Origin of the sequence: Janthinobacterium lividum (assembly GCF_034424625.1) — a bacterium.
Lineage (GTDB): Bacteria > Pseudomonadota > Gammaproteobacteria > Burkholderiales > Burkholderiaceae_D > Janthinobacterium > Janthinobacterium lividum.
Map to the genome: position 1 here is coordinate 6,091,351 of NZ_CP139976.1, position 13,462 is coordinate 6,104,812.

Here is a 13,462-nt window from a genome sequence, read left to right on the forward strand (position 1 = left end):
TTTAAATGGCATCATGCCATGGCATTTGTTTAATTATTTTTCCAAGCGTTTGATACCGCGGCCCAGCGAGAATTATTCTTGGCATTGCGCTTAGATGACACATAGCCATCCCGTAAAATCGCGATGAAGATTGCCAGTACCCCTCCGCCAATCAGGCCGGCCAAAGTGAAGACCAGAGGTTTCGGTTTGATTTTTTTCTGAGCAGGCACTGCCAAATCCAGTTGCTGGATCATGGAAGAATCCTTGGCCTCATCAATTTTTGCCAGCTCATACTGTTTTGCCAGCAGTTCAAAAATGGTCTCGTAATATTTAACATCCCTTAATGTGCGAACATACTCGACGCCAACCTCAGGAAGCTTCCCGCTAGGGATCATGACATCACCACTCCGGCCCTGTCCACTTTGCAACTTTTCCAACTGACCTTGCAGCCCGCGCATCTCTTCCTGCAAGCGCATATATTCTGGGTTGCTGGCAGTCGCAAAACTGCGCATGGCCTGCAATTGGACTGTTTTGGCTGCGATGGTGCCTTGGAGCTGAGCCTCATTGGCAATAAGTCCCTTCACCTGCCCTTCCAATTGAAGCATGCCTGTCGTTTCTTGCATTTTCCGCATAGCAACTTCGGCGTTCGCTAACTCCTCTTTGGCAGCCTTCAATTGCTTCTCAAAAAAAACCCGGCGTCTGGCAGCTTCCGTGATTGCCAAGTTCTTGGTCAGCGCAGCCAGCTCTGTCACATAGGCATTCGCCAAATCAGCAGCAAACTTTGGGTCCCTGTCTTCGACAGAAATACCAATCAAGCCATCTTTACCGTTAGATATGCTGCGCACATTCGCCAACTTATCGCGCGTATCATCCAGAAATTCTTTGTTGAAGCGTTCTTTCAACTTATATCGTTCGATCAAGTTATCTGCAATTGTCCGGCTCTGCAGCATGCCCACATATAAATCGTTGGGATTTTTCAGGCCGGCGATACTGCCTGCGGCGCTCGCCAAACCGCCCAGTTGCCCCAACATTGCCGAAACAGAGGAGCTCTGCTGCTGCGGTGGCATGATAACAGCCGTGCTGACATACTTCGGTGTCATCAGCAAGCTGGCTGTCAGCGCCAATGCACCAGTCACCAGTGGGAAAATGATGATGAGCTTTCGCTGACGTACCAAGGCAGCACACACGTCGAGCAAATGAATGCCCTCGTCTTCTGCCTGGGCTACTGGATATTGCTTATTTTGAATTTCTACATGCTCGGACATCGTTCGCTTTCAAATAAAGTGTGGTTTTATGCGTATCTGATGAGATGCCGTGTTAATCCTTCAACACTTTCAAACCAGCTGCTCCCAAACCAAACTGATAGAAAATCGCAGTCCATTCCTTCAGGCTCTGCATAAACGTGCTGCGTTCGATTTTCTCGGGCACCACTACCGTGTCACCCGGATTAAGCGCCGTGCCGCCAATACCACTGAACCAGCCGGTTCCCTGGCCACTCTGCGCCGTGCCATCGGCCCGGATCACATACATTTCGGATTTGTCCGCATTCGCAGTGATACCTCCGGCCTGCTGAACATAGTCGTTGACCGTACGTTGTGGGCGATAAACGAAGGCGTTTTGCTGGAAAACCGAACCCAGCACATCCACAGTGCCGGGACGGCGCGGAATCAGAATGGAATCGCCGTCCTGCAGCGGCAGATCGGGCAGATTTTTGACTTGCGTGTCAACACCTGGCAGATCGAGAACAATGCGGCCTTCAGCCTTGATGCTGCGCAGTTTTTGTGCGATGCGGCGTTGCTGCTCGACTTCAGCCGCAGCCTTCGCTGCGTTATCTTTGTCATTGCTGGCTGCCATGCGCTGTGTCGCGTTCGACTCCAGCTCACGTTCAAAGCGGTCAGCCACCTGGTTCAGTTTGATCTGCTGGGCGCGGCGCACGGATTCACGGTTCAACTGAGTGGCGTACAGGTAACCATTTTCGTTGGCACCACCGACACGGGCGATCAGCTCGCGCAGGGTTTCACCTTTTTTCAGCAGGAAAATACCACTCTGCTTTGCTTCGCCAGCCACACGCACGTATTCATTCTGGATTTGCGCCTGGACCGGTACGGCGCCTGGTGCGAACACGCGCAGAATATCGGTAGGCTTGACGGCAATGCCGGTCAACTGACTGCCGGACACACCTTTGTCGGCTACCAGTTCCAGCACGGTTTTATATTGATTATCGATGTTCTTTTCGACCACGATCTGCTTGGTTTCAGCCGCCGAGTCAAAACCACCGGCCCAGTTCAGTACATCGGCCAGTGTCGCGGTGCCTTTCAACTCGAAAATAGCCGGTTGCTTCACGTTGCCGGTCAAGGCCACCAGCGGGCCTACCTCAGGAATATAGATCACGTCGCCGTCGCGCAAGGTGACGTCGCGGCTCTTGTCACCGCTAACCAGCATGTCATACAGGTCGAAGGTGCTGACGGTATCCTTGCCGCGCTTGAGCTGGATATTGCGCATGCTGCCCGTAGCGTCCGGGCCGCCCGACGTAAACAGGGCATTGAGCAGGGTGCTCATGGAATTCAAGGTATAGGTACCGGGACGGACGGCATGGCCGACCACGTACACTTGCACGGCGCGCGTTTGCGCGATGCTCGCTGTCAGGTCGAAATTGGTATAGATCTTGCCAATGGCTTTCTTCAGGTAGCCCTGCAAGTCCTTGTACTGCACGCCACTGACCTTGATGGAGCCGACGCGCGGGATGAAAATCGCGCCGCTGCGGTCAACCGTGGCGCTGACGTCGATGTCGACCATGCCCCAGCCGCGTACCTGCAGCTCGTCGCCCGTGCCGATCACGTATTCCTGGTTGACCTGGACACCATCGAGCGGTGCAAAGGTGGACGGCACATCGCTGAATAGATCCTTGCCGAAGATGCTCAGTTTTTTGCCTGTCACGCCATCGACATACTCTTCGAAAGCGCCCGCCTTGACTTCGGTAGCAGCCTGCTTGCTGAGATTATTGGCAGCCAGCGTTTTCTCCTGGCGCGGATCGCTGCGGCCGCTACGGATACTAGGCAAGGTACCTGCGCCCAACTCGCTTGCCTGTGCGCGAGACGGGTTCTGGCGCGGCAGGTCAGCCATGTCCAGGTCCTGCCCTGCGGCGTAGGCAGAAGTTGCGCCCAGCAGGAAAGCCGAGAAAATCACTTGTTTCACGAAAGGCGGGGGAGTACGAAGTTGCTTTTTCATGCTGGTCTTTGTCTGGATGAATGATGTTGTATGAGTAAAGGGAGCACCATGCGCGCTTAATACTTGCCCTGCCAGGTCACGCTGATTTCTTTCGGTCCCGGATTGATCGACAGGCCCGATTTGCTCTGGTCGCGCTGCGCGTGCCACAGCCAGCTGCCCATCGCGTAACCCAGGATGCCGCCGGCGACCGTGTCGGACACCCAATGCTTGCGGCCAAAGACGCGGCCGGCGGAACCCACGGCGGCCACGCTGTACAGCCATGGCGCATCGTATTCCTTGGCAAACGGCGTCACGGCAGCAAATCCGATGGCGGCATGCGCGGATGGAAACGAGGAATTCGAGCGGGAATTGCTGCTGCCGACGCGGCTCCACGCGCCGAGGTCTTCCTCTGGACGGGCGCGGCCAAACGCATATTTGCCGGCCACCGCCAAACCCGTTGCCGCGGCAACCGATTGCAGGGAAATGAGTCCCGTATTTTGCATGCGCTCATCGCCCAAGGCGAAAGCAGCGGCAGCGCCACCCACGACCGCGTAGGGCATGGCCTTGCCCAGCTTGTCCCAGTTGCGGTAGACCTTGGAATCTTCATGTTTCTTGACGAAACGGTCGACGGGTTTGTCGGCCAGCGCGGAAGCCACCACCACACCGCCGACCACCGCCGTCGCCTTGAGCCATTCAGGGACGCTAGGCGTAGCGGATGCGGATTGCTCCAGGCGCGCGCGCATGGCGGGCCATGGGCTGACAAACGGCCGGTCCGGCGGATTGACGGCAGGCAGATGCTGTTCGTCCGGGCGCTCGGCAAAGTTGCCCAGGCCATCGTAGCTGTGCATGTCGGCGCGCGGGCGCTCGAACATGTCGTACAGGTCGCCTGGCGAAGCCACCATCTGCCCCACGTCGCGCGTCCATGGCGCAATGGCAAAGCCGGCCGTCGATTGCGTGTCCATCGGCAACATGCTGTTCAGCGGCACGGACAGGAAGATGCCACGGTCCTGGTACGGCTTCGACGGCGTGCCAGGGCTGGTGATATCGTTGCCATTCGTATGCGTATACCAGGCGCCGACTTCAATGCCGGACTGGAAGCGGCGCTTGAATTCCATGCGCACGCCTGTGTCTTTGGCCAGGAAGCGGCCGGCGCGCGCCGTCACGGTAATGTCATGCGGCAAGCGGTAATGCAGGGAGCCGATCGCCGTCACCGTCTTGTAGTCGCGTGAATCGAGCAAGCCCTTGTAACCACGCTGCTGCAAGGCATCGACAGCCACGTCGGCCGCCCAGCGGCTATCCTTCGGCAGATATAACACCTGGCCGCCAACGCCACGGAACATGTCTTCATACAGGCCGGCCGACATGCGGGTATACACGCGCTCGGCGGGATTGTTGTATTTGTTCAGCAAGACGCGGCTCAACGAAAAACGCCCGCCGCGCAAGTATTCCGCCACATCCGTACGCACGTGCGGCAAGTTGCTGTTCGATGGCTGCTTGACGCCCGATACCGTTTCCAGCAACTGCAGGCTGGCGGCGCTATTCAGGTACAGGCCGTCACCCAGGCGGCGGTCATAGTTGGCCACGGCCGAAATCGAATAGCGGAAGGCGCCGCTCGGGTCATTGAAGAAGAAGCCTACCTTGGGAGCGATCTTGAAACGGTTCGCCTCCCGGTCCAGCGATTTGATTTGCACCACGTCGCCATCGACGCCAACGCCGACGGCCAGCTTGCCGTCGTCCTTGATGACGTTGGCAGCCTTGGTGGAAGCCGGCGCGGGAATGGCAGGGGAAGGTGCCGCTGGCGCAACTGCAGTTGCGGGAGCCGCGGCAAGTACCGGCGCGGGCGCGGGTGCGAGAGCAGGTGCCGGCGCAGCGGCAGCGACGGGCGCCGGCTTGTCGAGGAATTCCTGCAGCCAGCCTTGCTGATCGTCCCGGATGACATCGCTTTTCTCCGGATAGCGCAGCAGCACGACGTCGAGGAAGGCCTTGCGGTCGATCTTGCCTGCCAAATAGTCGTTCAGTTTTGGCAAGTCAAAGAATTCGTAGGTAGCGATTGGCTGGTCCAGCTTGGTATACGTGATGCGCAAGGTCGTCACGCCCTTCGGCGTGAAGGCGACAGCCGTGCGCGCGGCACGGCCAACGGCGCGGCCCATGTTTGAAATACGGCTGTTGGTCAGGCTCAGGCTGAGGACATTGCCTTCTTGCTCGACACGGATGTTCTTGTAGTCCTGCTTTACCAGGGCATTGACCAGGTCGGCGCCATAGACGGGGTCGCGGTGCCATGCTTCCTTGCTCGGCAGCGGTGGCGGATTCTTGTCGTCTACGAAATACGGTGGCTCATACACCTTGGGAATGAACTCGCGTTCGCCAAACGGAATGCTGATAAAGGCGTTCACGCTGAACTGGTCGCGGCTGCGTGCTGCTTGCAGGGCAAGCCAGCCCCAGCGGTACTCCAGGCCCACGGAAGCGCCCTTGCGGCGCTTGCCCGCACTCGTTTCGCTGGCGCGGAAGTCGCGCAGATAATTGGTTGTATCGTATTCCGCCACCACCGACCAGCGCGGCAGCGCAGTCGGGGTCCAGCGCGCGCCAGCAAACACGCCGTCCGGGCGCTTGTGCGCATAGCCCAGGCTCGCTTCGATATTCTTGCTGGCGCCAAATGTCTTGGTGGCAACGACATATTGCCCCTTGAACAGCTCGGTGCCGAACAGATCCGTCATGCCGACGGCGACAGATGGCATCCACTCCGTTTCCGTCCACAGGCGCAATTTACCGTCGACGACTTTATCCTTGTAGCGGCCATAGCCACTGCCATATTCACCGGGCACGTTGGTAAAACCAGGGATGCCCGTGATCGACACATAACGCCCCGTCACTTGCAGGAAAGGCAGGATATTTGCCGTGGCCCATAACTGGCCATACGGGCTGTCGTAGCTATAGCCGACGCTGAAAGTACCGTCCGTTTCCACCACGGCGCTGGGCATATTGATATACCCGGATTGACCACCATGATTCGGGGTCGCGGCCATCACCGAAGGCGCGCCAAGCACCAGACAGCCACACCAGGTATATTTGATTGATTTTCTGAGTACGCTTAACAAATCCGGCTACCTAAAATATCCTGCACCTGGAATTCCTGAGAATGTATTCAGAAAATCAATGAGCTTGGGGAAACGTGAATGAAACGAAAAAAGGCCAACCGACGGGCAGGTTGCAATGCCACGCATCAGTTCGCCACTAAAGCTGGGCACTCCCGGGCAGCAGATCGTTGCTTAAGCATGCCTCAGGAATGTATGTCGCAGAATTTTAACATTGTTTTCTTGTAGCAAATGCTTAACTTGTTTCCCTTGCGCCACACCTGTCTATTCAGCGCAAACGCCACCTGGAGCCGTACGGCACGCTGGAACCATCACTTCAAACTGCCAAACACTTTGCCGATAATCTTGCTGCCATACGCAAGCGGATTGCTGCGGATGGCTTTTTCTTCCTCGCCGATCATCAGGTATAGGCCGTCAAGCGCGCGGTCCGTGACATAGCCTTCCACCGTCGATTGCTGCTGCGGCACCAGTCCCGTCTTGCCGATCTGGCTCATGGTGCTGTTGTACTTGCTGGCCAGGCCGGAACGGTCGGTAACGGATTTCACGATGGGCAGGAATTTGACGGCCAGCGGTGCCGAAGTCTTCTGGCGGAAGAAATCCGTCACGGAAGTATCGCCACCGGACAGGATGTTTTTCGCATCGCTCACGCTCATCGATTTGACCGCGTCGAGCAGCAAGGGCTTGGCCATGGGCACGGCCGACTCGGCGGCACGGTTCATCGCCACCACCAGGTCGTCCAGCTGCTGGCCGCGGCCCGTCATTTTCAGCAAAGGCTTGGCTTGTTCCAGGATGCCGGGCAACTTGATCTTGACCTTGTCATTGTTCAGGAAGCCATTTTCGATGCCCAGCTTGGCAACGGCAGCGGCCGAACCGGCTTCCAGTGCCGCTTTCAAGCCATTGCTGGCATCCTGGTTGCTAAGGGCATCCAGGGGACCGGCGGCGCCTGCGCCGGACGACAGCAACGCCAGCGCACACAGGATGGCGGCCGGACGGCCAGGGAAAGGGTTCAGGCGCATGATTTTCCTTTTCTAAAGAATATACAGACCACCTTCTTCTGGAACCTTAGCACATCAAAACTGCAAATGCCGCAGCAATTTTAGCGTCCAAGGGGAAACAAGGGGTGCCACAGATGGCGAAGGGAAAGGACTATACAGCACCGGCTGTTGTATCCGCGCACGCTAACGCCGGCGTTCAGCCTGCTATCGCCGCCAGCTGTTCGCGCACCCGCGCCAGATCCGTCTCGCGCATGCGCGCCGCCGTCTGGCGCAAGGATTTTTCCGCGCCCGACACGCCGGCCGCCGCCGCCATCGACAGCCAGATGTAGGCCTGCTGCAAATCGAGCGGGCCGCCCTGGCCGCTGGCCGCCATCAGGCCCAGATTCATTTGCGCCCGCGCATGGCCCTGGCGCGCGGCCAGTGCATACCAGTCCCACGCGGCGGCATAGTCCTGCGGCACGTCCTGGCCATTGTCATGCCGCAGCCCCAGCGCAAACTGGGCCAGGCTGTGGCCCTGCGCGGCGGCACGGCAATAACAGGCGCAGGCCAGCTGGCTGTCGGGCGCAGGACCATCGTCGCGGTCGTGCAACACGCCCTGCATGTATTGCGCCGGCGCGTAATCCTGCTCGGCGGCGCGGCGGTACCACTCCAGCGCCAGCGACAGATCCTGCGGCACGCCCTGGCCATGTTCATAACGTAAACCCAGGTCGAACTGCGCCCGCACATGCCCCTGGTCGGCCGCCTTGCGATACCAGAAGATGGCTTCCTGCGCATCGGCAGGCATGCCCTGTCCATGCTCATGCAACAGTCCCAGCTGGTACTGCGCGGCAGGAAAGCCCTGCCCTGCCGCCTGGCGGTAGAACACCTGCGCCCGGGTATAGTCCTGCGCGCCATGCTCATGGTGCAGGCCCAGGTTGTGCTGGGCCGCCGCGTGCCCCTGGCCGGCCGCCTTCACGTACCACTCGAGTGCCGCCTGCTTATCGCAGGGCACGCCCTGGCCATTGTCGTAGATCAGTCCCAGATTGAACTGCGAACTGGCGTGGCCCTGCTCGGCCGCGCGCCGGTACCAGGTGATCGCCTGCCTGCTGTCCTGCGGCAGCACGTCGCCATTTTCATAGCGCAGCGCCAGGTTGAACTGGGCCGGCGCATAGCCTTGCTCGGCCGCCTTGCGCATCCAGGCCGTCGCTTGCTGGCGGTCCTGGCGCACGCCCTGGCCATTGTCGTAGCGCAGGCCCAAGTTGAACTGCGCGCGCGCATAACCCTGGTCGGCCGCCTTGCGGTACCAGGCGATGGCTTGCACGAAGTCCTGCGGCACGCCCTTGCCATTGTCATACATCATGCCCAGATTATTCTGCGCGCCCGCGTCGCCCTGTTCCGCCGCGCGGCTGAACCACAGCATGGCTTGTGCGCTATCTTGCGCAAGCCCCTGGCCCTTGGCATACAGCCATCCCAGGTTGTATTGCGCGGCCGCGTAGCCCTGCTCGGCCGCCTGCTGGTACCAGTGCGCCGCCTGCGCAAAATCCTGTGGCACGCCCTGCCCCTTCTGGCACATCACGCCCAGATTGTATTGCGCGTGTTCGAGCCCCTGCGCGGCGGCCAGGCCATACCAGTGCAAGGCAAGCGCATAGCTTTGTTCGATCCCCTGGCCATTGAAATGCATGAAACCCAGGCTGTGCTGGGCGTTCGCATTGCCCTTCTCGGCCAGTCCTTTCAGGCGCAGGTAGTCAGCCGTGTAATGAGCAGCCGTGTAGCGGGGGTCGGCAAGCGGCACGGTCAAGCCTCGATGGCCAGCGTCTGGGACAGCGCGGGGGCGGCATCAGCGATCAGGCGGTTCTGCTCCTGCAGCACGCCGATGAAACTGCCCAGCGAAATGGGCCGGTGGTACAGATAGCCCTGCATCGTGGTGCAGCCCTTGTCCTGCAGGTAGCGCGCCTGTCCTTCCGTTTCCACGCCCTCGGCGATCAGGTGCAGGCCCAGGCCGCGCGCGATCGAGATGATGGCCAGGATGACGGGGTAGTGTCCGTGCTCGTCGTGGATTTCCTTCACAAACGACTGGTCGATCTTGATCGTGTGGATGGGGAAGCGGTGCAGGTACGACAGCGAGGAATAGCCGGTGCCGAAATCGTCGATGGCGACCGACACGCCCAGCTGGCACAGCTTGTTCAACTGCTCGATCGCATACTGCGGGTTGCGGATGCAGATGTTTTCCGTGATTTCCACTTCGATCTTTTCCGGCGCGATGCCATAGCGCGTCAGGGCGCCGCGCATCTTCTCGAAAAAGTCGCCCCGGTCCAGGTATTGCGGCGACAAATTGAGCGACAGGCGCACAGCCTCGCCGCCGGCCGCGTTCCACTGCACCAGGTCGCGGCACAGGGCGCCCAGCATCCAGTCCGAGATCGGCAGCATCAAGCCGTTTTCCTCGGCGAACGGCAAAAATTCGCCAGCCGTCAGCAAGCCCCGCTGCGGGTGGTTCCAGCGCATCAGGCCTTCGGCGCCAACGATGCGGCCCGTCATCACGTCCACCTGCGGCTGGTAATACATCTCCAGCTGGTTCAGCTCCAGCGCCTTGCGCAGGCTCTGCTCGAGGGCGATCTTCTGGTGCGACACGTCGAGCATGGACTCGTGATAAAAACTGTGGCCATTCTTGCCCAGCGCCTTGACCTGGTACATGGCGATGTCGGCGTGGCGCAGCAGCTCGTCGATGGTCTCGCCATCGCCCGGATAGATGGCGATGCCGATCGAAGCCGAGATATGCACCTGGTTGCCATCGAGGTCGAACGGCTGGTGCAGGCATTCGAGGAATTTGTCGGCGATCAGGCGCGCATCCTGGCGGTCGCGCAGTTCCGGCAGCACGATGGTGAATTCATCGCCGCCCTGGCGCGCCAGGGTATCGCCGCGGCGCAAACAATCCTTCAGACGCAGCGCCACCTGCTGCAGCAGTTCGTCGCCCTTCACATGGCCCAGGGTATCGTTGACCAGTTTAAAACGATCGAGATCGATGAACATCACGGCCAGTTCCGTCAGCTTGCGCCGCGCCTGGATCACGGCCAGGCCCAGGCGGTCCTTGAACAGCATGCGGTTCGGCAGGTCCGTCAGGATGTCGTGGTAGGCCTGGTAGGAGATGACTTCCTCGGCACGCTTGCGGTCGGTGATGTCGCGCGCCACGCCGTAGGTGCCGAAGTACTCCTGCTTTTTCGCTTCCTGATCGTGGCTGTGCATGCCGATCGAATTGAGCGGAATCGTCATCAGCGTGTTGTTGAAGGTACGGTCGCTGCCGCTGCCGCTATGGCACTTCAGGCGCAGTTCCACATTGCGCGAGGCCCGCTCGTCGAGGCGGCGCTCATTGAAGGCATAGCGCGCCCGCTCCTGGTCTTCATCGTGCACGAGGATGGAATAATGGCTGCCGATCAGCTCTTCGCGGCTAAAGCCCAGCAACTGGTGCACCCTGTCGTTGATGAAGGTGATGCGGCCTTCGTGGTTCAGGGTATAGATGATGTCGGGCGAGCTGTCGACCAGATAGCGGTACATCTTTTCCGAGTTTTCCAGCTGCAGCGCGATGCGCTCGTTCTCCAGCGCCAGCTTGCGCTTTTGCAGCGCATTCTCCACCGTCTTGAGCAGCTCCTCGCGGCTGTACGGCTTGCGCAGATAATCGTAGGCGCCACGCTTCAGGGCGCCGATGGCCGCCTCGATGCCGACGTCGCCGCTCATGACGATCACGTCGCCCTCGATGCCGCGCCGGTTGATATGGTCCATGATTTCATGGCCGCTCATGTCGGGCAGGCGCAGATCGAGCAGGATCAGGTCGAAGCGCAGTTTCGACAACTGCGCAAGCGCTTCGCTGCCGCAAGTGGCCGTGTGCAGCTGGTAGCCGCGGTCCTTCAGCAGTTCGTGGAGGGAAGCGAGCAAACGGGGCTCGTCGTCGACCAGCAGGATGCGCGGGCTGTTTTCCAGGTCAAACGGAATGGCGGAGGAGTTCATGGACGTTACGAAGACAAGGCGGTATTGCCCGGCGCGGGCAGCGCGGCTGCAGCGCTCGTCGGCAAGGGAATGGGCAGTAAGATTTCAAACGAGGTGCCGGACTTGCTGCTGCGGCAGCCGATCATGCCATGCAGGCGCGTGACCAGGTCATGCACGATGGACAAACCCAGACCGTGATGCGCCCCTTCCTTGCTGCTGCGCACAGGGGAAAACAGATTGGCCAGCACGTCGGGAGACAGGCCGGCGCCATTGTCGCTGACGCACAGCTCCAGGTACAGGCGGCGGTCGCGGTTGACATGGCCACGGTTAGACACTTCGATGCGCCCGCCATCGGGCAGGGCTTCGACGGCGTTTTTCAGCAGGTTGAGCAGGATTTGCTTGAGCGTGTCGGCATCGGCCTCCACCTCGCATGGCGCGTCCTGCATGCGCGTGACCACTTCGATCTTCGACGGCAGGAAATCGGTGGCGCGGAACAGGCGCAGCACGTCGTCGACCACGCGCGCGCAATCGGTGACGCCACTGGCCGCCACCGGCTGCAGATCGGCCAGGCCGCTGATCAACTGGCCGACCCGGTCGATTTCCTCGTTCAGGATCGACATCTCGCCCGTGACTGGCTCCTGCTTCTCCAGCTTGTGATCGAGCACGCTCAGGTAATTCTTGATGATGGACAGCGGGTTATTCACTTCATGCACGACGCGGCGCGACGCGGCGCGGTATTCCTCGGCCACGTGATCGAGCTGGCGCCGCGCCAGACCGCGCGCGCTGATGGCCGTTTCCAGCGCCGTGGCGGCCTGGTTGGCATACGCGCGCAGGAAACCCTCGCGCTTCTGGCAAGCGGGAATCTGCCACGCCGCCACGCCGCCAATCAGCACGCCCAGGCTGCGCTGGCCCGCCACCAAAGGCACGCAGACCAGGCTGTCGGTACCGAGAATGCGGAACAGCTGCTCCTCGACGATCCCCAGCGCCGGCATGTCGCGTTTCAGGAACGCCAACTGGCACTCCAGCGCCGAAGCGGCCAGCGGACCGCCCTTGGCCAGCGGGATCGAGAACCCCGCCAGGCGCTGCTGATGCTCGCCCGCCGCCACGCCCACCAGCGCATGGCCGGTAGGGTTTTGCAGCAGGATGATGGTGGTGTCGAAATCGAACAGGATGCGCGCCGAGCGCGTGATGGCTTCCAGCAGGCTGCTCTCGCCCTGTTGGCGGGCGAAAGTCTGCCCCACTTCGGACACCAGCACCATGTTGCGCACTTCGTCGGACAGGCGCTGCTGCACCGGATCGACGGACGGCGGCGCATACGCGGGCGGCGTGGCGATATCATCCGCGCCGGCCAGGTCGATGCCCAGGTGCTGCGCGGCCTGCTCCACCTGGCGCGCGACGCTGCCGGCCAGGTCTTCCAGTACTTCGACATCCAGCGCGCACAGGCTTGCCGCCTGCGTGATGGACTCGGCCTCGTCCGCATCGTCGGCATGGCTGCACAGCAGGTGTGCCAGGCGCACGATGCGGATCAGGGGATGGCTCGCTTCCAGGCGCGCCAGCGGTTCATGGTGATACAGCACGCTGTCGGCCAGGAAGGAATCGAGATGCCAGCGCTCGATCAGCCAGGCGCCCGCTTCGGCATGCGTGATCTGCAAGGTGCGCTGCTCCACCGCGCACAGGGCGGCATCGTCGCGCGCCGTGAAATTGAAGGCGTATTCCTTCGGCGCCGTGGCCAGCAAGGCCAGGCGGCCCACGTTGTGCAGCAATCCTGCCAGATACGCTTCCTCGACATGCGGATAGGTCATGGCCTTGGCCAGCGCGCGCGCCATGACGGCGGCCGACAGCGAACTTTTCCAGAAGGCGCGCAAATCCGTGCTGCCGGAATGGGGGAAGCTGTTGAAGGTCTGGAAGACGGATTCGCTGATGACCAGCGTCTTGATCATGTCCGTGCCCAGCGAGACGAGCGATTGCTCCAGGCTGACGACCTTGCTCTGGCGATGATAGGCCGAGCTGTTGGCCACGCCGAGGATCTTGCTGGTCATGCCCGCATCCTTGGCGATCAGGGCGGCCAGCTCCGGCATGCCGGCATCGTCGGCCTGCAGGTGGGCGATCAGCTTGAGGAGGATCTGCGGCATGGCCGGCAGGCGGGCAATCAGCAGGCGATTGCGAATATCTTGATCAGATTGATGCATCGTATCAGGCATTGCCGGTTCGAAAAGGATGAGCGCTCAGCAG

Annotated in this window: 7 protein-coding genes; all 7 read right to left on the bottom strand. The window is 60.6% G+C overall.

Annotated elements, in window-relative coordinates; all coding sequences use genetic code 11:
* Window positions 1–29: 29 nt before the first annotated feature.
* The 7 genes from U0004_RS27550 to U0004_RS27580 all read right to left on the bottom strand — a co-directional run bounded on the left by U0004_RS27550 (window position 30) and on the right by U0004_RS27580 (window position 13,419).
* Window positions 30–1,244 (bottom strand): GumC family protein, encoded by a 1,215-nt coding sequence (locus tag U0004_RS27550; protein WP_070254705.1) that lies wholly within the window; start codon window positions 1,242–1,244, stop codon window positions 30–32.
* Between the two features lie 52 nt (window positions 1,245–1,296).
* Window positions 1,297–3,207 (bottom strand): SLBB domain-containing protein, encoded by a 1,911-nt coding sequence (locus U0004_RS27555; protein ID WP_081345534.1) that lies wholly within the window; start codon window positions 3,205–3,207, stop codon window positions 1,297–1,299.
* A gap of 56 nt (window positions 3,208–3,263) precedes the next feature.
* The gene (locus U0004_RS27560; protein ID WP_071653654.1) at window positions 3,264–6,209 is read right to left on the bottom strand and encodes a YjbH domain-containing protein; all 2,946 of its coding nucleotides are present in this window, start codon (window positions 6,207–6,209) and stop codon (window positions 3,264–3,266) included.
* Between the two features lie 380 nt (window positions 6,210–6,589).
* Window positions 6,590–7,294 (bottom strand): DUF4197 domain-containing protein, encoded by a 705-nt coding sequence (locus U0004_RS27565; protein ID WP_034778751.1) that lies wholly within the window; start codon window positions 7,292–7,294, stop codon window positions 6,590–6,592.
* A gap of 175 nt (window positions 7,295–7,469) precedes the next feature.
* Window positions 7,470–9,044 (bottom strand): SEL1-like repeat protein, encoded by a 1,575-nt coding sequence (locus U0004_RS27570; protein WP_070254867.1) that lies wholly within the window; start codon window positions 9,042–9,044, stop codon window positions 7,470–7,472.
* Window positions 9,045–9,046: 2 nt separating this feature from the next.
* A complete protein-coding gene (locus U0004_RS27575) occupies window positions 9,047–11,251 on the bottom strand; it encodes an EAL domain-containing response regulator (protein ID WP_034778753.1) in 2,205 nt (734 codons plus the stop codon).
* A gap of 5 nt (window positions 11,252–11,256) precedes the next feature.
* Window positions 11,257–13,419: an HDOD domain-containing protein gene (locus tag U0004_RS27580; protein ID WP_070254708.1), complete on the bottom strand. Its 2,163-nt coding sequence runs from the start codon at window positions 13,417–13,419 to the stop codon at window positions 11,257–11,259.
* Between the last annotated feature and the right edge of the window lie 43 nt (window positions 13,420–13,462).